Origin of the sequence: Salinivibrio sp. SS2, from assembly GCF_001722075.1 — a bacterium.
GTDB lineage: Bacteria > Pseudomonadota > Gammaproteobacteria > Enterobacterales > Vibrionaceae > Salinivibrio > Salinivibrio proteolyticus.
In genome coordinates this window covers 1-19,983 of record NZ_MEBP01000013.1, presented here as the reverse complement: position 1 = coordinate 19,983, position 19,983 = coordinate 1, and the positions used below count along the sequence as shown (strand labels likewise).

General features: G+C 53.5%; 18 protein-coding genes and 1 other RNA gene. 5 read left to right on the top strand and 14 right to left on the bottom strand.

Annotation, left to right across the window (positions count from 1 at the left end; translation table 11 throughout):
* Positions 1-3: 3 nt before the first annotated feature.
* The 12 genes from murG to rsmI form a co-directional block, all read right to left on the bottom strand.
* The gene (gene murG / locus BGK46_RS00950; protein ID WP_069586599.1) at positions 4-1,062 is read right to left on the bottom strand and encodes an undecaprenyldiphospho-muramoylpentapeptide beta-N-acetylglucosaminyltransferase; all 1,059 of its coding nucleotides are present in this window, start codon (positions 1,060-1,062) and stop codon (positions 4-6) included.
* Positions 1,052-2,257, bottom strand: a complete 1,206-nt coding sequence (gene ftsW / locus BGK46_RS00945; protein WP_069586598.1) for a cell division protein FtsW — start codon at positions 2,255-2,257, stop codon at positions 1,052-1,054. Before ftsW ends, murG begins: the two co-directional genes overlap by 11 nt.
* Complete coding sequence (murD, locus tag BGK46_RS00940; protein ID WP_069586597.1) at positions 2,254-3,591, bottom strand: UDP-N-acetylmuramoyl-L-alanine--D-glutamate ligase; 1,338 nt, start codon at positions 3,589-3,591, stop codon at positions 2,254-2,256. The genes ftsW and murD overlap by 4 nt, the downstream gene beginning before the upstream one ends.
* Before the next feature lie 2 nt (positions 3,592-3,593).
* Entirely contained in the window at positions 3,594-4,676 is a 1,083-nt protein-coding gene (mraY, locus tag BGK46_RS00935; protein ID WP_069586596.1) for a phospho-N-acetylmuramoyl-pentapeptide-transferase, read from the bottom strand.
* The gene (locus BGK46_RS00930) at positions 4,676-6,040 is read right to left on the bottom strand and encodes a UDP-N-acetylmuramoyl-tripeptide--D-alanyl-D-alanine ligase (RefSeq protein WP_069586595.1); all 1,365 of its coding nucleotides are present in this window, start codon (positions 6,038-6,040) and stop codon (positions 4,676-4,678) included. The genes mraY and BGK46_RS00930 overlap by 1 nt, the downstream gene beginning before the upstream one ends.
* Complete coding sequence (gene murE, locus BGK46_RS00925) at positions 6,037-7,515, bottom strand: UDP-N-acetylmuramoyl-L-alanyl-D-glutamate--2,6-diaminopimelate ligase (protein WP_069586594.1); 1,479 nt, start codon at positions 7,513-7,515, stop codon at positions 6,037-6,039. The genes BGK46_RS00930 and murE overlap by 4 nt, the downstream gene beginning before the upstream one ends.
* On the bottom strand, positions 7,502-9,268 hold the full coding sequence (locus BGK46_RS00920; protein WP_069586593.1) for a penicillin-binding transpeptidase domain-containing protein: 1,767 nt from the start codon (positions 9,266-9,268) through the stop codon (positions 7,502-7,504). Before BGK46_RS00920 ends, murE begins: the two co-directional genes overlap by 14 nt.
* Complete coding sequence (gene ftsL, locus BGK46_RS00915) at positions 9,265-9,594, bottom strand: cell division protein FtsL (RefSeq protein WP_069586592.1); 330 nt, start codon at positions 9,592-9,594, stop codon at positions 9,265-9,267. Before ftsL ends, BGK46_RS00920 begins: the two co-directional genes overlap by 4 nt.
* 3 nt (positions 9,595-9,597) lie before the next feature.
* Positions 9,598-10,548 (bottom strand): 16S rRNA (cytosine(1402)-N(4))-methyltransferase RsmH, encoded by a 951-nt coding sequence (gene rsmH / locus BGK46_RS00910; RefSeq protein ID WP_069586591.1) that lies wholly within the window; start codon positions 10,546-10,548, stop codon positions 9,598-9,600.
* Between the two features lie 16 nt (positions 10,549-10,564).
* On the bottom strand, positions 10,565-11,023 hold the full coding sequence (gene mraZ, locus BGK46_RS00905; RefSeq protein WP_069586590.1) for a division/cell wall cluster transcriptional repressor MraZ: 459 nt from the start codon (positions 11,021-11,023) through the stop codon (positions 10,565-10,567).
* A 252-nt stretch (positions 11,024-11,275) separates the two neighbouring features.
* Positions 11,276-11,656: RNase P RNA component class A (gene rnpB / locus BGK46_RS00895), an RNA gene on the bottom strand.
* 54 nt (positions 11,657-11,710) lie between these two features.
* Positions 11,711-12,568 carry a 16S rRNA (cytidine(1402)-2'-O)-methyltransferase gene (rsmI, locus tag BGK46_RS00890; protein ID WP_069586588.1) on the bottom strand — a complete coding sequence of 286 codons (858 nt, stop codon included), beginning with the start codon at positions 12,566-12,568 and terminating at the stop codon, positions 11,711-11,713.
* Positions 12,569-12,629: 61 nt separating this feature from the next.
* Between rsmI and BGK46_RS00885 the strand changes: the two genes are divergently transcribed.
* The 4 genes from BGK46_RS00885 to BGK46_RS00870 are packed head-to-tail and all read left to right on the top strand — an operon-like array spanning position 12,630 to position 15,978.
* Positions 12,630-14,480: a penicillin-binding protein activator gene (locus tag BGK46_RS00885; protein WP_254659634.1), complete on the top strand. Its 1,851-nt coding sequence runs from the start codon at positions 12,630-12,632 to the stop codon at positions 14,478-14,480.
* Positions 14,480-14,845, top strand: coding sequence for a YraN family protein (locus tag BGK46_RS00880; RefSeq protein WP_069586586.1), 366 nt, complete (start codon positions 14,480-14,482; stop codon positions 14,843-14,845). The genes BGK46_RS00885 and BGK46_RS00880 overlap by 1 nt, the downstream gene beginning before the upstream one ends.
* Positions 14,846-14,848: 3 nt before the next feature.
* A complete protein-coding gene (locus BGK46_RS00875) occupies positions 14,849-15,439 on the top strand; it encodes a phosphoheptose isomerase (protein ID WP_069586585.1) in 591 nt (196 codons plus the stop codon).
* Positions 15,440-15,441: 2 nt separating this feature from the next.
* The gene (locus tag BGK46_RS00870; RefSeq protein ID WP_069586584.1) at positions 15,442-15,978 is read left to right on the top strand and encodes a BON domain-containing protein; all 537 of its coding nucleotides are present in this window, start codon (positions 15,442-15,444) and stop codon (positions 15,976-15,978) included.
* Positions 15,979-16,065: 87 nt separating this feature from the next.
* Here the strand turns inward: BGK46_RS00870 and lptG are convergent, their stop codons facing one another.
* Positions 16,066-17,139 carry an LPS export ABC transporter permease LptG gene (gene lptG / locus BGK46_RS00865; RefSeq protein ID WP_069586583.1) on the bottom strand — a complete coding sequence of 358 codons (1,074 nt, stop codon included), beginning with the start codon at positions 17,137-17,139 and terminating at the stop codon, positions 16,066-16,068.
* Positions 17,139-18,239, bottom strand: coding sequence for an LPS export ABC transporter permease LptF (gene lptF / locus BGK46_RS00860; protein WP_069586582.1), 1,101 nt, complete (start codon positions 18,237-18,239; stop codon positions 17,139-17,141). The genes lptG and lptF overlap by 1 nt, the downstream gene beginning before the upstream one ends.
* Positions 18,240-18,429: 190 nt before the next feature.
* Between lptF and pepA the strand changes: the two genes are divergently transcribed.
* Positions 18,430-19,941, top strand: a complete 1,512-nt coding sequence (gene pepA / locus BGK46_RS00855) for a leucyl aminopeptidase (RefSeq protein ID WP_069586581.1) — start codon at positions 18,430-18,432, stop codon at positions 19,939-19,941.
* Positions 19,942-19,983: the final 42 nt, after the last annotated feature.

Below are 19,983 nucleotides of genomic sequence, written 5' to 3'. Positions count from 1 at the left end.
CTATTATTTTGCTTGTTCGGCAATCACTTGTGCCACACGTGCATCCGCATCAATGATCGCGGCATCACGCGCAGCGTTCGCCATCGTAAGGAGGCGCGCTCGGTCTAAGCCGTCAATTGTCTCAGCCAGCGTGGCGGCTGTCAGTGATGGCTGTTCAATCATCAGTGCTGCATCACGTTCAACCAAGTAATCACCGTTTAGTGCTTGCTGACGGTCAGCATGCATAAAGGGCACAAAGATCGCCCCCACACCGGCTGCTGCGAGTTCCGAGACCGTCAAAGCGCCACTGCGACAAATCACCACATCGGCCCAAGCATAAGCACTAGCAACATCATCAATAAACTCGGTCACGGTCGCATCGGTAACTCCCTCTGCGTGATACGCCGCTTCTGTGCTTTGCGCGTTTCCTTTCCCGGCTTGGTGTCGCACCATGACCGGCTGCGCCGTTTTTGCCACCGCAACAGGCACGGTTTGGTTTAATATGCGCGCACCTTGGCTGCCGCCCATCACCAGAATACGCAATGGTCCGTTGCGGTCACGAAAGCGTGCTGTCGGTGAGGGCAAGGTGCACACATCACGGCGCACCGGATTGCCGACCACAGGCTTACCCTCAAACGCTCCCGGAAAGGCTTGCAGTACTTGCTTAGCCACTTTCGCCAACCATTGGTTGGTTAACCCAGCCACCGCATTCTGTTCATGAAGCACCACAGGTACACCACTGAGCCAAGCAGCGATGCCGCCGGGGCCACTCACGTATCCGCCCATGCCCAACACCGCATCGGGTTGGTAGCGCTTAATGATTTGGCGCGCTTGCCAAATGGCGCTGAGGATCATCCACGGCGCACGCAGCTTGCGGATCAGGCCCGAACCGATCAAGCCTTTGACACGAATAAACTCAATATCAATGCCGTGTTTGGGAACCAGATCCGCTTCCATGCGATCCGCAGTACCCAACCAACGGATCTGCCAGCCTTGTTGCTCTAAATATTTGGCGACCGCGAGGCCGGGAAACACATGTCCACCGGTTCCCCCCGCCATTACCAATAAACGTTTACTGCTCATCGTGTTGAATTTTATCCTGATAATGCTTGATTTGATGGGCTTGGGCCGTGGCTAAACGGTACTCATGGTCGATACGTAACAGCAGGGCGACCGCCATTGCCATGATCAAAAGGCTGGAACCGCCATAACTGATCAGAGGCAGCGTCAGCCCCTTGGTCGGCAGCATGCCCGCGGCAGCGCCCACATTCACCATGGTTTGAAACGCAAACCAAATCCCGATACCAAAGGCGAGAAAGCCACCAAACAATTGTTCTTGTTCAAGGCAACGTCTGCCAATAAATAAGGCTTTAAAGACCAAGCAGAAAATTAAAACCAAAATGACACTAACGCCCACCAGCCCTAGCTCTTCGGCAATCACGGCGAACACAAAGTCGGTATGCGCTTCTGGCAAGTACTCCAATTTTTGAATCGAGTTGCCCAAGCCTTGCCCAAACCAATCACCGCGTCCAAACGCCATTAACGATTGGGTGAGCTGATAGCCACTGCCAAACGGGTCTTGCCAAGGGTCAAGGAAAGCGGTAACACGCCGCACCCGATAAGGCTCTGCAATGATCAAGCCTCCCACCAGCGTAAGCCCTGCCACCAGCAGCGCGATAAATTGCCACAATTTGGCGCCGGCAATAAACAACATACCCACCGTGGTCACAAACATCACCACCACTGAGCCTAAATCGGGCTGGGCAAGGAGTAAGCTTGCAAATAACAACAGCACCGCAAGCGGCTTCGCAAAGCCACGAAAGTGCTCGCGCACCTCACCATGACGACGGACGAGGTATCCTGCCAAAAAAACAAATAGAGATAACTTGGCAATCTCCGCAGGCTGAACATTGATCCCAGCAATGGAGATCCAGCGCGCTGCGCCGTTGACCGAGCGCCCGATGGCTAACACGGCCAACAGCAACACCGATGACAGCAATAGCATCCAACCACTGTATTTTTGCCAAAGCCGTACGGGAATATACATCACCACCACAGCCGCTATCACGGCTACCGTGAGATACATCGCGTGCCGTTTCGCAAATAAAAATGGGGCATCGGCCAAGCGAAGGGCGACCGGGATAGACGCCGACGTCACCATCACCAGACCAATCACCATCAATAACAGTGATACCCAAACAAGTTGACGATCATAGAGCACACCCGGCGATGGGGTGCGCAGCCAAGACCAACACTGTTTGGGCCAAGTGCGTATCATCGGGCATCACTCACGGTTAGTTGTTTGACAGCATCGGCAAAGGCATCGCCACGTGCCATAAAGTTGGCGAACTGATCGAGGCTCGAACAGGCTGGTGACAATAGCACCATATCACCCGGTGCAACGTGTTGGGCAATGACATCAATCGCCTGCTCCAAGGTATCAAAACGCTGCGACGAGCGGCTCAATGCAGCCAGTTTGTCACCATCTTGCCCAAAGCAATATAGCTGGGCAGACAGCTTATCCAACACAGGTTGAAGCGCCTGAAAATCCGCACCTTTACCATCACCACCGAGTAGCAGATGAAGCTGCCCTTGCAGCGTTAAGCCATCCAAAGCGGCTAACGTGCTGGCCACATTGGTCGCTTTGGAATCATTCACCCAAGTTACGCCGTTGATCGTTGCCACCGTCTGGCAACGATGAGGCAAGCCAGTATAGGTTTGCATTGCCTGAACTTGTCCATCGCGACCGATACCGACACTGTCTGCCAATGCCATTGCCGCTAAGCAATTGGCAACATTATGACGCCCAACGAGCGCAAGTTCGGCCACGGGCAGAACAGGAATACCCTCCACACTGAGCCACTCTTGGCCTTGATGGCTGATCAGACGATAGTCGCCGTGCTGAAAGCCAAATAAAACGAGAGGTTGCTCACTGTGCGTTGCTTTATCATCAGCGTTGGCAATCCGGGTGTGTGCGTGAGCGAAAATACGTAACTTGGCCGCGCGATAATCGGCCAAGCTGTCGTAACGATCCATGTGATCTTCAGAAAAGTTTAAAAACGCGGCGCCATTCAACGCCAATGACACCGTGGTTTCCAGTTGAAAGCTCGACAGCTCCAGCACATATAAGTCATGCCCTTGGTCGAGTAAATCAAGCGCCGCGACACCGATATTGCCACCCACACCCACACGGATACCCGCTGCTTTGGCCATCTCGCCCACTAAGGCGGTGACAGTGCTTTTCCCGTTCGACCCGGTGATAGCGACCACCGGCTTATCGCAATACCACGCAAAGAGTTCAATATCGCCAACGATGGGGATGCCCGCTTGATGAACTGGGCCAAGCGCGGGCGTCGTCAGCGCAATGCCCGGGTTGGTCACCACCAGATCGGCGTCGGCTAACCACTGTTCCTGCCAGCTGCCGGTATGTAATGTCACCTGAGCCGGCAGTTGATCACACCCCGGAGGTTGAAGACGCGAATCCATCACGCGAATCGTTGCCTGAGGATGATGGCGGGCAATAAAGCGCACCACGGATAATCCAGTCACCCCCAAACCCATCACCACGATATGATCAAACTCGGTTAACGAACGCTGGCTCACGGTTAACATGATTAACGTACCTTCAGCGTTGCCAGTGCAATCAACACTAGCATCAAAGAAATAATCCAAAAGCGGACAATGACTCGTGGCTCCGGCCACCCTTTTAATTCATAGTGATGATGAATCGGTGCCATACGGAAAATACGCTGTCCTCGCAATTTATAAGAACCGACTTGCAAGATCACCGACACGGTTTCCATCACAAACACGCCGCCCATGATGATCAACAGCAATTCTTGGCGTACCAAGACAGCAATGGTGCCTAGCGCGCCACCGAGTGCCAACGAGCCGACATCGCCCATGAATACTTGAGCTGGATAGGTGTTAAACCACAAAAAGCCTAAGCCAGCACCGACGATGGCGGCACACACCACCACCAGCTCACTGCTGTATTTGATGTAAGGGATATGCAGATAGCTGGCAAAGTTCACATTCCCCGTTGCCCACGCAATAAACGCAAAGCCTCCCGCGACCATCACTGTCGGCAAAATCGCGAGACCATCCAACCCATCGGTTAGGTTCACCGCATTGCTGGTGCCAACAATCACAAAATAGGTAAAGACGATATAAAACAGCCCCAGTTGAGGCATCACATCTTTGAAAAAGGGCACAACCAGTTGCGTCGCAGCGGTGTCACTGCCATGCGCATACAGCGCAAAGGCCACACCTAGCGCAATGGCGGATTGCCAAAAATACTTCCAACGTGCAATTAAGCCATCGGTGTTTTTGCGCACCACTTTGCGATAATCATCGACAAAGCCAACCGTGCCGTACCCGAGCAACACTACCATCACCGCCCATACATAGGGATTCGATAAATCTGCCCATAAAAAGACGGTCAGGGTAATGGCGGCCAGGATAAGCACCCCGCCCATAGTCGGTGTACCACGCTTGCTAAAGTGCGATTCGGGCCCTTCTTCTCGTACCACTTGGCCAATCTGCATCGATTGCAGATATTTAATCAGTCGCGGCCCCATCCATAACGAGAACACAAGCGCAGTTAACGCACTCACAATGGCGCGAAAGGTCAAATATTCAAACAGTCGCATCGACGGGAAAAAGCCCTGCAATGCCTCAGCTAACCATACCAGCATCAGCAGGCCTCCTTAATGGCGGCAACAACCGCCTCCATCGCCATACCTCGGGCGCCTTTGACCAAAATGGTGTCGGGATTATGTGTTTTCATCATGGTTACTACATGCGCGATCAGCGCGTCTTTTGAGTCAAAATGACGGCCGTGACAGCATTCACTGATCACACGGCTATCGGTTCCTGTGGTAAACACCTGCGTCAGCCCCGCCTTGGCGGCGTGCTCACCCACTTCTCGGTGCATTTGTTCGCTGTACTGCCCTAGCTCGGCCATATCGCCTAAAATCAACCAACGCTCGCCAGAATAACTGGCAAGCACGTCGATGGCGGATTTCATCGCCGGAACGCTGGCATTGTAGGTATCGTCAATCAGGCGGAGTCCGGCACGCGGCTCACTCACCTCAGTGCGGCCTGCGGCATTTTTCATCGCCGCAAGTCCTTGAGTAACGTCCTCTAAGGTCACGCCCGGTAACTGCATCGCGGCACAACCGGCCATCAATGCGTTGGTAATATTGTGTTTGCCGGGCAGCGGTAACGTCACCGTAGATTGCTGCTCGCCGTCACTGAACACTAAGCGGTAGCAGCCCGCCTCGACCAGCTCGCTCTCCACCAGTTGCAAAGGCGCAGCCGCTTGCTCAGTCACCTGAATCACGTTTTTGTCTGCCAGCACGGCTTGCCATTTCTCACCGCCATGGCTTTGCGCGTTAACCAGCGCTATACCGCCTTGAGGCAGGCCTTGATAAATTTCACCTTTGGCGGTCGCGACCCCCTCTAGCGAGCCAAACCCTTCAAGATGGGCAGCCGCAAGGTTGGTCACCATGGCAATATCCGGTTTGACAAGCGATGTGGTGTATGCAATTTCACCGATATGGTTCGCACCTAGCTCAATCACGGCATAGTCATGATCGGGTGTGAGACGAAACAAGGTGAGCGGCACCCCGATATCGTTATTAAAATTGCCTGCGGTGGCCAAGGTCTTCCCTTTGCGCGACAAAATGGACGCGAGCATTTCTTTGACCGTGGTTTTGCCACAGCTGCCTGTAATCGCGATGGTAGGAACCTGACACTGCCCTTTAACCCACGCGCCCAGCTGGCCCAGTGCGATACGGGTATCGTTGACCACCAATTGCGGCAAGTCGATATCCAGCGGCGTCGATACCACCAGAGCCACAGCGCCCGCCTGCTTGGCTTGTTCTGCAAAGTCGTGCCCATCAAACCGTTCGCCTTTCAACGCCACAAATAGCGCGCCTTCAGACACCTGTCGGGTATCTGTGGTGATCGCGGCAACATCAAGCGTCGGCGGGGTGTCCACACCGTGCCATTGCGCGGCCAAAACATCAGCAAAAATTGTGAGTGCGGTGGTAATCATGGTAACTCCTTCAGTAACGCAGCCACGGTTTCACGGTCGGAATAATGCACTTTGCCGTCGGCAAGGACTTGGTAGTCTTCATGGCCTTTGCCCGCGACCAGCACGATATCGTCAGCTTTGGCCGCCTGCATCACCCGTGACAATGCACGGGCGCGATCGTGCTCAACCCACGCGTTATCGGGGGCCTGCATCCCAGCAAGCATGTCATCGGTAATCGCATTGGGCGCTTCACTGCGCGGGTTATCGTTGGTCAGTACCGCCTGATCGGCATATTGCTCGGCGATGCGAGCCATCACCGGACGCTTGCGGGTATCACGATCGCCGCCGCAGCCAAAGACACACCACAACTTACCCCGACAGTGGCGGCGCAGTGCGATCAGAGCCTTCTCCAGCGCATCGGGCGTGTGAGCATAGTCAACCACCATGGTCGGTTTGTCAGGGGCAAGAAAAACCTCCATCCGGCCAATGACGGCATTCAATTGATCGCTAGTCGCTAACAGGGCATCCAGTGAATAGCCTAAGCCTAATAGGGTCGCCAAACTGACCAAGAGATTGCTGACGTTAAAGTCACCCACCAAGGCAGCATTCAACTCCCCTTGTCCCCAACTGGTTTCGACCATCACACGTACGCCGTCGGTGGCAAAATCAATCTGGGTGGCACGCACATAAGGGCCGGCGTGGTGTTGCAAAGAATCAGCGTGCAGCGCGACCGCAATCGCCTCGGGCCACTCGCGCAGCCATTGGCGTCCCACCTTATCGTCGGCATTAATGACTTTGAGCGGGTTACCCAATGAGAAAAGCTGCTTTTTCGCCTCAGCGTATGCCGCTAAGGTGCCGTGATAATCAAGGTGGTCATGGCTGAGATTAGTAAATACCGCCGCATCAAAGGCCAAGCTCGCCACGCGCCCTTGCACCAATCCGTGCGAGGACACTTCCATCGCTACATGCTTGGCACCTTGGTCGGCAAAGGCCGCTAGCTGCGCTTGAATGCTAATGGCATCGCCAGTGGTGTTTTCCGCAGCATGCAGTCGGCCGATAAAGCCATTGCCTGTGGTGCCCATCACCGCGGTGGGCGCATTTAGCGCATCAAGCCATTGTGCAATCAGCTGCGACACCGTGGTCTTACCGTTGGTGCCAGTCACGCCAATCAAGCCTACTCGCTGCTGCGGGTCGTGATAGAACCGAGCCGCCAACGCTGACAATGAGGCGGGGAGATCCGGCAAAGAGATAACCGGCACCTCGTGGTGCCAATCAAGACGCGCCATTGCATCATCGGCTTGCTGAACAATCGCCACCGCACCGGCCTCGATGGCCGCAGGAATAAATCGACGACCGTCCACTTGATGGCCGGCAATGGCAACAAACACATCCCCTGACGTCACTTGGCGACTGTCCAACGTGAGTCGGTTTACTGTGATACTCGGTGCATCAGCTAGCCAAGGGCTTAGCCACTGCTTTAAATCATTCATTCGCATCCACTTGGTTAGAACGCTGAGCTACTTGAAGCCCCGGGCCGGTCTGAGCGTCCGGAGCAATATTTAAAATCTGAAGCGCACTTTTCATTACGCTCGAAAATACTGGGGCTGCCACTTGGCCGCCGTAATACTTGTCACCTTGGGGTTCGTTGATCACCACCACCATCGCGAGTCGTGGGTTACTGATCGGCGCCAGCCCCGCGGTGTAGCCAATGTATTCGTCACCGTATCCTCCCGCGACCGCGACTTTTGCCGTCCCGGTTTTAGCACCAACACGATATCCATCCACCGCCGCACGACGCGCACTGCCACCTTCTTGGGTGACACCTTCTAGCATCTGCAGTACTTTATAAACATTGTCGCGGGTGGCGACTTGTTTGCCTTCCGTTACCCCTTCATGCTTGATGATACTCAACGGACGATTCACACCCAGTGAGCCCAAGGTGGCATAAGCACGGGCAAGTTGTGCGGGCGTGACTGACAAGCCATAACCAAACGCTAAGGTCGCACGTTCAAAATCGGACCAACGGCGACGCGTCGGGAAAATACCCACCGACTCGCCCACCAGCTCAACGCCTGTGCTCGCCCCCAAACCAAAGCTGCCATACTCGCCAAGTAAGGTTTCGACCGGCATCGCCAGTGACAGCTTACTGACACCGATGTTGCTGGATTTTTTGAGAATGCGCGCCAGATTGGCTTTTCCGACTTTCGACACATCACGCACGCGGCTGCCGCCGATTTGCATGATGCCGTTTCCGGTATCAATCACGGTATTCATGTCGGCGACCCCATTTTCCAACGCCGTCAGCACCACAAAAGGCTTCATGGTAGAGCCGGGCTCAAACACATCGGTGATCGCACGGTTGCGCATATTAAAGCTTTTCAGATCACCACGGTTATTGGGGTTATAGGAAGGCGCATTGACCATGGCGAGTACTTCACCGGTTTTGACATCTACCATCACCAGTGAACCAGACGTCGCGCGGTAATCTGCGACCGCTTGCTTAATCGCGCGATAAGCAATGGCTTGCAGACGCTGATCAATGCTCAATGCGATAGGTTGGCCTTCTTTTTTATCTTCGGTGGCAATGTGCTCTACCACGCGACCAAAGCGGTCTTTGCGTACGGTACGTTTGCCATGTTCACCGGTAAGCCACTCATCGTAACGGCGTTCAATCCCTTCCAAACCGTGACCGTCGATACCGGTCACACCCACTAAGTGAGCACTTACTTCGGCACTAGGATAAAAACGACGAGATTCTTCCTTTAAGCCCACCCCGGGCAGGTCGAGCTTATTGACATAAGACGCCATGGCCGGGCGGACTTGGCGTTGCAGGTAGATAAACCGGCGGTTGCGGTTTGCTTCAATTTTGTCGATCAGAGCTTGGCGATCCAGTCCCAACACATCCGCAAGTGCGTACCAACGATCTTTTTTCGCTAGTCCCTGATGCTTAAATACCGTGACAGGATCCGCCCAGACTGCTTGGACAGGCACACTGACCGCCAGAGGCTCACCATTGCGGTCGGATATCATCCCACGGGCGGAATGTACTTCTTCCACCCTGACCGAACGTAAGTCCCCTTCGTAGCGTAAACGGTCGGGCTCAATTACTTGAATAAAAGCCGCCCGAGCCACCAGTGCGGCGAACGCGAGACCAATAAACACACAAATAAGGCCAAAGCGCCACTTGATAAAAACAGGTGGCGCTTTTGGCGTGCGTCGATTTGCTGGCTTCTGGGTACGCTTTTTCACGGGTTCGTACTCAAGGGTCGTTTAACGATCACTTCATTTTTTTGCGTGGGCCGAATCATACCAAACGCGTTTCGCGCCACAGATTCGACATGGCTATGTTCCGACAAGGAGTTTTCCTCCAACAGTTGGTTTCGCCATTCCACTTCTAACGTTTCACGCTGGTCGAGCAACGCATCTTGTTTAGCAATCAAGTTGCGGGTGGATTGTGTCATCAATACCACCGCAATTGCCGAGACCAGCACGGCGCCGAGCAGCAACAAAGGCACCTTGCCTACTGCCAGTAGGTCGTGGCGAATTTGTTTAGCGAGGCTCGGGCGTCTTTCCATGGTTTATCCAAGCTTTTCTGCTACACGCAGCACCGAACTGCGTGCACGGGCATTGTGTTCAATTTCTTGTGACGATGGTTTGATCGCTTTACCGATGGGTTTCATCGCCGCCGAACCAAGTTCAGCAATCTGCGCCTCGGTCAGCGGCACCCCTCTCGGCACCTCCGGCCCTTTGCTTTGTTTGCGAATAAAGCGTTTCACCATGCGATCTTCGAGTGAGTGGAAACTGATCACCGATAAGCGTCCTTGAGGCGCCAACACCGCCAATGCGCCTTGCAAGGCCAGTTCTATCTCATCGAGCTCACTGTTGATATAAATGCGGATCGCCTGAAAGCTGCGGGTCGCGGGGTGCTTTTTCTTCTCTTTAAACGGCACCGTGTTGTCGATCAACTTGGCCAGTTGACTGGTGGTTTCAAGCGGCGGGGTCTCTTCATCTTCACGGTATTTGACGATCGCATGAGCAATCCGCTTGGCAAAGCGTTCTTCACCGAAAACTTTTAGCACCCAAGCAATGTCATCGGCGCTTGCAGTTTCCAACCACTGCGCCGCAGACTGGCCGGCGGTCGGGTCCATACGCATATCGAGCGGACCATCACGCAAAAAACTAAAGCCACGGGTCGGATCATCCAGCTGTGGCGAAGACACGCCCAAATCGAGCAACACGCCATCGACTTTTCCTGCCAATTCTAAATCGGTGAGGTAGGTTTCAATGCCCGAAAATGGCCCATGGATAATCTGGAAACGCGGATCCTTGATGGTGCTGGCTTCTTCGATGGCTCGAGGATCGCGATCAATCGCATACAAACGCCCGTTCTCGCCCAACTGAGACAAAATATGTCGCGAGTGGCCGCCACGGCCAAAGGTGCCGTCGACATAAATGCCGTCAGGTTTAATGGCAAGGCCGTCCACAGACTCATTTAAAAGGACGGATACATGGGTATATTGTTCTGACATAAATTCGCTTCATTAATTACAGTGACAGATCTGCTAATCGTTCACTGATGAGGTGGTTTGACTCCGCCTGTGTATCCATATCCTGACGAATTTGCTGCTGCCAAGTTTGCTCATCCCAAATTTCAAATTTGTTGAGCTGGCCGACCAACATCGCTTTGCCATCCAGTCCGGCATATTGGCGCAACGTGGACCCAAGCAGCAGTCGCCCTTGTCCGTCCATTTCGCAATCAAATGCGTGCCCGAGCAATAAACGCTGTAGGCGTCGCTCTGCAGGCTGAAAGCTGGATAATTTTGAGAGCTTGTCTTCAATCACTTCCCATTCAGGGACCGGATATAAGGCCAAGCAAGGGAGTTGGTGATCAATGGTGCACACAAAGCGGCCTTCGCAATGCGCGACTAACGCATCACGATAACGGGTCGGCAAGGCAAGCCGTCCTTTTTTATCGACCGAAATGGCGCTGACGCCTCGTAACATGGCGTTATTTTCCCTTTTTCACCAAAATTATCCACTTTACACCACATTTTCCCACCCAGAAGTGTACGTAGCAGGTAAAAAGAAAGTCAAGCGAGTCACGAAAGTGATTGCGATCACATATTATGAAATAAAAGAGGCAATTCAGCTGGTTAGTCTGTGTTCACTTATCGACTATTGATAGCAATATAACTAAATCATCTGACCAATCGCTGAAAACAAGAAGGCGAGCCCAAAAAGGCTCGCCTATAAATGCGGTTGAGTTGGCCTGTAAGCCGGGTTCTGTACCGTAAAAACGGCGGTAACCATTCGTCTAGGCCTGCAATCGCTCACAGGCTCCAGCAACCTACCCGTCCCCAAACGCGGGCCGCGCCAATAGGGACCTATTTGGTCTTGCTCCGGGTGGAGTTTACCGTGCCACGAACTGTTGCCAGACGCGCGGTGCGCTCTTACCGCACCCTTTCACCCTTACCTGTGCTCCGAAGAGCCATCGGCGGTCTACTCTCTGCTGCACTGGTCGTAGGCTCACGCCCCCCAGGCGTTACCTGGCACCCTGCCCTGAGGAGCCCGGACTTTCCTCCCCTTTATCAGTCTCCCAAAGGACATCAATAAAGCAGCGGTTACCCGGCCAACTCGAGCGGGGGAGTATATAGAAGATTGTTAGCGCAAGCCAGCCAAAATCACGCCCAGTTACAGATTCTCCAAGCCCCACTTATAGAGTGCGTTCTTTTTAACCGAATACAGTTCCGCGACTAACGCCGCCGCTTTTTTAAGAGGTAGCTCAGCGGCAAGTAACCCTAATGCCCGACAGGCGGACTGTGGCAACGCATTTTTATCCGCACGGTGGCCAGCCACTAGCAACACCATCTCGCCTTTTAAGCGGTTGGGGTCTTCATTCAACCATTCAATTAATGTCCCCAAGGGCGCGCCGTGAATGGTTTCAAAGGTTTTGGTGAGCTCGCGCGCCAATACCACGCGGCGTTCTGGCCCAAGCACTGCCAGCATATCGGCCAAACTATCGCGGATACGGTGCGGCGACTCATAAAAAATCAAGGTGCGCGGGTCATCGGCTAAATCACGGAATGTGTCTTGGCGGGCTTTCGTTTTCGGCGGCAGGAACCCTTCAAAACTAAAGCGGTCTGAAGGCAAGCCTGATGCACTCAATGCAGTCACCACCGCACACGCGCCCGGCAGCGGAACCACTCGGATCCCCGCGTCGCGGCATTGCGTCACAAGGTGATAGCCTGGGTCACTGATCAGCGGCGTGCCCGCATCGGAGACCAGAGCTATCGACTGACCTTGCTGTAAGCGATTAATCAGCGCAGCCGCTTTTTGCTGCTCATTATGTTCGTGCAGGGCAAACGTTTTGGTGCTAATCGAGAAATGCGACAATAATCGAGCCGTGTGCCGCGTATCTTCGGCGGCAATCAGGTCAACATTGGCTAACACCTCTAACGCACGTTGCGTGATGTCAGCCAAATTGCCGATTGGCGTCGGTACAATATATAGCGTGGGAAGTGCCCGCTCGGATAGATTTGCATCAGTCATTTGTTTAACAACCCTTCGGCGATTAAGATAGGGGCAACGTTGTCACGGTTGAAACATGTTCATGCTTAAACTTACCCAGAAGCGTCAAAGTGTAACACGACTTGTCACGCCTGTAGCCTTGGCGTTGGCACTGGCGGCCTGTAGCGCGCCAACCACAGGACCCACAGCTCGCCATGCGATCAGTCAACCGGCGAAGGAGAACTCAACCTTCTACCTGCTGCAAGCAGAAACCAGTGAAGGCAACCAGCAAAATGACTGGTTTTTACTGGCGATCAAGGCGCTCATTAACGAGCAACAGTTCAACCAAGCAGACGTTTTGCTGCAACGCTTGGAGCGACGCCCTCTTACCACCAATCAACAGATCGAGTGGACGCTGACACGGGCGCGCTTTTTAGCAGAAACCGGCAAGCTCCCTCAAGCCGATGAAGCACTCACCCTCAACCCAAATTGGCAGTTGAGTGCCGAGCAGCGCGCGCGTTTTTATCGTCAAAAAGCCACCATTGCGCGTCAGCAAAGCAATGCATTCGCCGCGGTGACCAACCAACGCTTGGCCGCTGGCTATTTGGACGGCAGCGATGCTCGCCAAGCGTGGAATACTTTGTGGCAAGATTTGCAGCAATTAAACCAGCGCGAAGTGGAACGGATTGAAAGTGGCGATGATGACATTCTCGCTGGTTGGGTTCGCTTGCTAGACATTGCACGACGCTACAGCCGCGATCCGGCTCAAATGCAAACCGCACTCAACGATTACTTAAGCCAACATCCCGCGCATCCGGCCAATCGGTACTTGCCCGACAACTTGGCGGATATTCAGTCGCTCACCATCACCCAACCAACGCGTGTCGGTGTGATGCTGCCACTGAGCGACAAATTTGCCGAACAAGGGGATGCCATTCGCGACGGCTTTGTCGAAGCCATGCTCGATGACAAGAGTGAGCAAAAGCCGACGGTATTTTTCTACGACACCAATGCGCTCGATATGCAGGCCCTTGAACAGCGCGTGCAAGACGATCGCCTCGACTTTGTGGTTGGCCCGCTCCAAAAACACATGGTCGCCGCAGTGAGTGAGGCAATCGCCGGTCAAGTGCCTTTGTTGGCATTGAACCAGCCCAACGATGATAGTTTCACTCCCGGTGTGTGTTATTTCACCCTTTCTCCCGAGCAAGAAGCAGCACAAGCCGCCGATCATCTTTATAACCAAGGCTATCAGTTCCCGATGGTGCTGTATCCTGACTCCACCTTTGGGCGTCGAATGAGCGAAGCGTTTTCCACCCGCTGGCAGGCTTTGACGGACACCCAAGCGGAGCAAGCCGCCTTTGGGGATCGCAGTGGCATGCAAGCCCGTATTCAATCCATTTTTGGATTAGACGGGAGTCAGCGCCGTATTCAGCAAATGAAACAACTGACCGATCTACCCTTGTTATCGCAGCCAAGAAGTCGCCGCGATATCGATGCGGTGTACATGGTAGCCGGTGCCGCTGATCTGACCTTGTTGAAACCTTTCATCGAAGTGGCGATTAATCCTGATGTGGTTCCGCCTAAACTGTATGCCAGCTCACGCAGTAACAACCGCGCCGATGGCATGGGACAACTGGGCGAGTTACAAGGCATTGAGTTTAGCGATGTCCCTCTTCTGATCAGCCCAGATAGCGAAGCGCACCAGCAACATGCGCGTCGCCACCCAGCACAAAGTAATAATACCGCGCGCTTACATGCGCTGGGGGTCGATGCTTACGCCCTCCTAACCGGCCTGCCCCAAATGCAAGCGCTGCCCGGTTATCAGGTCAATGGTCAAACCGGACAACTATCGCTCGGTGACAACTGCGTCATTAACCGTAAAATGCGGTGGGCACGCTTTGGCAAAACCGACATCGAGCCGGTTGCCCCGGCGGATAACGGAGCAAGCCAGTAATGCAAGGTCAGCCAACTAAGGAGACGGGGCAAGCCTATGAGCAACATGCTTGCCAATACCTGCTCCAACAAGGGCTGACCTTACTGGATAAAAACGCCCATAGCCGCCGAGGCGAGCTGGATTTAATCATGCAAGAGGGCAAGTGCTTAGTCTTCGTCGAAGTCCGCTTCCGACGAGGGAAAGGTTTTGGCGGCGCTGCCGCAAGCATCACCGCCACCAAACGCCGCCGCTTGTACCTTGCTGCCGAACGTTGGATGCAACGTCACGGCTTTCACAGTCATCACACCGAGTTTCGCTTTGACGCTGTGACCTTTGATGGCCACGTTGAAGCAATCAACTGGATAAAAAACATCGTTGAAGGGTAAGTAATGCTAGAAAGCATCAAAGAAAGCTTTACCGAGAGTATTCAAACACAAATCGCGGCCGCAGAAGCGATCCCTGAGCATCTGTCACAAGCGGCACAAGTGATGGTGCAAAGCCTGCTGAATGGCAATAAAATTCTTTGTTGTGGCAATGGCGGCTCTGCGGCTAATGCGCAACATTTCGCCTCCTGTTTGCTAAACCGCTTCGAAACCGAACGCCCCAGCTTACCGGCGTTAGCGCTGACCGCAGACACCACCACGTTAACGGCGGTTGCGAACGATTACAGCCACGATGAAGTGTTTTCCAAGCAAGTGCGCGCGCTCGGCCAGGCCGGGGATGTGCTCCTCGCCATCTCAACGAGCGGAAACAGCAAAGACATCATTAAATCCATGGAAGCCGCGGTAACGCGTGATATGACCATCATTGCAATGACAGGCAAAGACGGCGGCGAAATGGCAGGCTTGCTTGGCCAACGAGATGTCGAAATTCGTATTCCCTCACAGCGTACGGCGCGTATTCAAGAAGGTCACCTACTTGCTGTGCACTGCCTGTGTGACTTGATTGACCAGGTGCTTTTCCCTTCTCACGGAGAATAAACATGCGTGTGTTATTGACCGTTTTACTCGCCTTTACCTTACAGGCTTGTTCCGCCGTTTACTCTTCTGACCCGCGCACCACTGGCGAAGAATGGCAAGATACACAAATCGGTCTCAATACCGCTGGCATTGTCAATAAACCGCCGTTTAGAAATAAGATCCGCGCGAAAGCTGCGGCTTTCCAAGGTCAGGTTCTCTTGGTGGGGCAAAGTGCCGATCCGGCATTGACCGAGGAGTTTGTCGCCCGCATTCGTGCGCTCGACAATGTGGATGTGGTCTACAACCAAATTCGCCAAGCGCCGATGCTGGGCTTGGCTGATATTAGTACCGACAGCTGGCTCACGACCCGCGTTAAAGCCGCGCTTGTTGCCGATGACACCCTACGCAGCGTGAACATCAAAGTGGTGACCGAGGCACGAGAAGTCTTTCTTCTTGGTGCAGTGACCCAAGCACAAGCGGATAAAGCCGCCGATATCGCCCGCAATATTCGCGGCGTCAATCAGGTGATTAAAGCGTTTCAGTACACGGACCAGCGCTAGTTCATATATCTGCGCTCTTATCCAAGTAAAAGGCCAAGGAAATCATACCTTGGCCTTTTTTGTCTTCGTCATGTATCGATGCGGTGGCTACAATTTGCGTCTAAGCAGTAGCAAGGTGACGGCCAAGAAAATCAAACTCGGCGTCACGGCCCCTAACGCTGGCGGCAGCTTATACACCAAGCTCATCGGTCCAAACACTTCATTGGCAATATAAAAACCGAACCCGAAAATCACCCCAGACAGTACCCGAGCGCCCATGGTGACACTGCGAAGCGGACCAAAAACGAAGCTCAGTGCCAACAGCATCATCACCGCTATCGACAGCGGCTGCACCGCTTTTCGCCACAACGCGAGCTCATAGCGCGACGCATCCTGCTGCGAGGCTTTCAGATAGGTGACATAGCTATACAAGCCAGATAGCGGCAGCTCTTCCGGTTTTACCGTCACCACCGCCAATTTATCGGGAGTGAGCGTGGTTTTCCACACCAGTTGGTCTTGCTTCACATTGGTAAAGGCGGTGTGATTTTGCATGCGCGTAATGGTGACATCTTTGAGCATCCAACTGTCTTTATCGAGGTAGTCGGCACGTTCGGCAAACACCACATTGGTCATCACTTGGTTATCATCGAACTTCCAGATGCTTACGCCATTGAGGTTGTCTTGCTCGTCGGCCCGAGCAATATAAATAAAATCATTGCCATCTTTGGCCCATACCCCGCGTCGTACCGACATGACATTCCCGCCGGATTTAGCAATCGAACGCAGCTCACGCGCGGCTTTTTGCGCATCAGGCGCGCCCCATTCACCAAGCACCATGACAATCAGCATCAAGGGGATCGCGGTTTTCAGCACCGACATACCGATTTGCAGTTTCGACACACCCGCCGCCTGCATTACTACCAGCTCAGAGCTGGATGCTAGCATCCCAAGTCCAATCAGGGCGCCGAGCAATACTGCCATAGGGAAAAACATTTCAATGTCACGCGGCATGCTCAGCAGCACGTAGAAAATTGCTTTGCCCATGGTGTAAGCGCCATCCCCGACCGAACGCAGCTGTTCGACGAACTTGATGATGGCGGATAACCCAACCAGTGTGGCCAAACACAGTGATGAAGTGCCGATCAGGGTGCGGCCGATATACCAATCTAGGATGCGAAACATCAGGCGGCTCCTTTCAAACTGGCTTTGAGTTTACGCATAGGTAATGAGTCCCAACTGGCTAAAATCACCGCGAGTAACAAGGCCGCGACGTTAACACTCCACAACCCAATTTGCGCGGGTAAATCACCATCTTCGACCGCGGATTTTGCTGCACTGATAGACAAGAAATAGGCCAGATAAATCAATATCGCAGGGAAGAGCTTGGCAAAGCGCCCTTGGCGAGGGTTCACCGATGACAAGGGGACCACAATCATGGTCATCAGCGGGATACACAGGACCAGTGAGATCCGCCATTGCAGCTCGGCACGGGCTTTTAAGCTGCTTTCCCCAAACAGCTGCAAGGTCGGCACCGCGTCCCAATCTCGGCTTTTTTCACGCACTTCACGCTGGCCAATCAATACCTGATAGTTTCTATAGGTCGTCACCCCGTATTCAAGACGACTGGGGATCCCTTCGGTGCGGGTGCCATCGACTAAATCGAGCACCTGGCGCCCATCTGGCAACTCCGAGATATAGCCTTTATCCGCCACCACCACGTTAGGCAATAGCGACTCGCGCGGCACAGGTTGAGCGACAAAAATACGGTTCAAGGTCTTGCCGTCGTTTTCAATGTTGTCGACAAAAATCACCGCTTGTCCAGACGGTGCACTCTGGAACTGGCCTTGTACTAAGAGCTCCAGTCCCGACTCTGCCTCCAGTTGCTCCATCACCTTGAGCTCTTGGTTATTGGCCCAAGGTGTTAGCCATAGCGCATTAAAGGCGGCCACGGAACCTGTGATCAGTGCCAAATACAGTGCAGCGCGGATCAAAAATTCGTTACCAATCCCGGTGGCATTCATCACCGTGATTTCACTTTCCGCGTACAAGCGACCAAAGGTGATCAATATCCCAATGTACAAACTTAGCGGCAACATCAACATGGCCATGGACGGCATGTAGAGTCCCACCAAGGTGATAATTTGATCACTTGGAATCGATCCTTCTGTCGCATTGGCAAGAACACGGATAAACTTTTGGCTAAAAAAGACCAGAAATAACACAAATAAAACTGCAACTTGTGTCTTAACCGTCTCCCGGATCAAATATCGAACAATTATCAAAGCGAAGGCACCTATGGAAAACTTGTTTTTTTACTCGAATAACTATAGTTTCTGGTTTAATTAGTTGTTTTCTAATCTTTCGGCCATTTGTTGACCGCCGGCTGATCCGGGCGCAATAGAGCGTTCAACAACATAGAGGCGGCATTATCCAACATTTGGTCTCAATTGTCTTTAGGATCTAGGAGTACAAATGGAGTTCAGTGTAAAGAGCGGTAGCCCCGAAAAGCAACGCAGTGCCTGTATTGTCGTGGGCGTATTTGAACCTCGCCGCCTATCACCCGTCGCCGAGCAACTCGACAAAATCAGTGACGGCTATATCAGTGCCCTACTGCGCCGCGGTGACTTGGAAGGCAAGCCAGGCCAAGTGCTCCTGCTACACCATGTCCCGAACGTCCTGTCTGAGCGTGTCCTGCTGGTCGGCTGCGGTAAAGAGCGCGAACTCGGCGAGCGCCAATACAAAGAGATTATCAAAAAAACCATCAACACCCTCAATGAAACCGGATCGATGGAAGCCGTGTGCTTCTTAACCGAGCTGCACGTGAAAGGCCGTGACACCTACTGGAAAGTCCGTCAAGCCGTTGAAAGCACCAAAGACACCCTCTACACCTTCAACCAATTCAAGAGTGTGAAGCCAGAAATCCGTCGCCCACTGCGCAAGTTGGTGTTCAATGTGCCAACCCGTCGTGAATTGAATTTGGGTGAACGTGCGATTGCGCATGGCTTAGCCGTTTCTTCTGGTGTCAACGCGTGTAAAGATTTGGGCAACATGCCACCCAACGTGGCTAACCCTGCCTATCTCGCCTCGCAAGCCCGTCGTTTGGCCGACGACTTTGATACCGTCACCACGCGCATCATCGGCGAGCAAGAAATGGAAAAGCTTGGCATGCACTCCTACCTTGCGGTTGGCCGAGGCTCGAAAAACGAGTCGATGATGTCAATCATGGAATACAAAGGCCATCCTGACCCAGATGCCAAACCGATTGTGTTGGTCGGTAAAGGACTGACTTTCGATTCAGGCGGCATTTCCATTAAGCCCGGTGCAGGCATGGATGAAATGAAGTACGACATGGGCGGTGCCGCGTCTGTCTTTGGGGTGATGCGAGCCCTTGCTGAGCTCAACTTACCGCTTAACGTTGTCGGTGTGCTCGCCGGCTGTGAAAACATGCCTGATGGCCAAGCCTATCGTCCCGGCGATATTCTCACCACTATGTCAGGCCAAACGGTAGAAGTACTCAACACAGATGCTGAAGGCCGTTTAGTCTTGTGTGATGCCCTGACTTATGTAGAACGCTATGAGCCAGACTGTGTGATCGATGTGGCCACCTTAACCGGCGCCTGCATCATGGCCCTTAGCCATCACATCAGTGCTTTGATTGCCAACCAGAACCCACTGGCGCATGAAATCATCAATGCCTCTGAGCAAGCGGGTGACCGCGCTTGGCGTCTGCCGATGACTGACGAGTTCCAAGAGCAGCTCGACAGCCCCTTTGCCGATATGGCCAACATTGGCGGCAAAGGTGGTGGCACCATCACTGCAGGCTGTTTCTTGTCGCGCTTTGCCAAGAAATACAACTGGGCGCACCTAGATATTGCCGGTACTGCATGGAAGAGCGGCGGCAAGGAAAAAGGCTCAACCGGTCGCCCGGTGCCTTCGCTGGTGCAGTTCTTATTGAATCGCTCTGGCCTCGAAGTGGTCGAGTAATTGCCAAGGAGGCCAAACGGCCTAATGCATGTGAATTAAGCT

What these genes read in the sequence shown, in the direction of transcription:
- murG (WP_069586599.1), bottom strand. Translation starts at nt 1,062, where the DNA reads ATGAGCAGTAAACGTTTATTGGTAATGGCGGGGGGAACCGGTGGACAT.
- ftsW (WP_069586598.1), bottom strand. Translation starts at nt 2,257, where the DNA reads ATGATACGCACTTGGCCCAAACAGTGTTGGTCTTGGCTGCGCACCCCA.
- murD (WP_069586597.1), bottom strand. Translation starts at nt 3,591, where the DNA reads ATGTTAACCGTGAGCCAGCGTTCGTTAACCGAGTTTGATCATATCGTG.
- mraY (WP_069586596.1), bottom strand. Translation starts at nt 4,676, where the DNA reads ATGCTGGTATGGTTAGCTGAGGCATTGCAGGGCTTTTTCCCGTCGATG.
- BGK46_RS00930 (WP_069586595.1), bottom strand. Translation starts at nt 6,040, where the DNA reads ATGATTACCACCGCACTCACAATTTTTGCTGATGTTTTGGCCGCGCAA.
- murE (WP_069586594.1), bottom strand. Translation starts at nt 7,515, where the DNA reads ATGCGAATGAATGATTTAAAGCAGTGGCTAAGCCCTTGGCTAGCTGAT.
- ftsL (WP_069586592.1), bottom strand. Translation starts at nt 9,594, where the DNA reads ATGGAAAGACGCCCGAGCCTCGCTAAACAAATTCGCCACGACCTACTG.
- rsmH (WP_069586591.1), bottom strand. Translation starts at nt 10,548, where the DNA reads ATGTCAGAACAATATACCCATGTATCCGTCCTTTTAAATGAGTCTGTG.
- mraZ (WP_069586590.1), bottom strand. Translation starts at nt 11,023, where the DNA reads ATGTTACGAGGCGTCAGCGCCATTTCGGTCGATAAAAAAGGACGGCTT.
- rsmI (WP_069586588.1), bottom strand. Translation starts at nt 12,568, where the DNA reads ATGACTGATGCAAATCTATCCGAGCGGGCACTTCCCACGCTATATATT.
- BGK46_RS00885 (WP_254659634.1), top strand. Translation starts at nt 12,630, where the DNA reads ATGCTTAAACTTACCCAGAAGCGTCAAAGTGTAACACGACTTGTCACG.
- BGK46_RS00880 (WP_069586586.1), top strand. Translation starts at nt 14,480, where the DNA reads ATGCAAGGTCAGCCAACTAAGGAGACGGGGCAAGCCTATGAGCAACAT.
- BGK46_RS00875 (WP_069586585.1), top strand. Translation starts at nt 14,849, where the DNA reads ATGCTAGAAAGCATCAAAGAAAGCTTTACCGAGAGTATTCAAACACAA.
- BGK46_RS00870 (WP_069586584.1), top strand. Translation starts at nt 15,442, where the DNA reads ATGCGTGTGTTATTGACCGTTTTACTCGCCTTTACCTTACAGGCTTGT.
- lptG (WP_069586583.1), bottom strand. Translation starts at nt 17,139, where the DNA reads ATGTTTCGCATCCTAGATTGGTATATCGGCCGCACCCTGATCGGCACT.
- pepA (WP_069586581.1), top strand. Translation starts at nt 18,430, where the DNA reads ATGGAGTTCAGTGTAAAGAGCGGTAGCCCCGAAAAGCAACGCAGTGCC.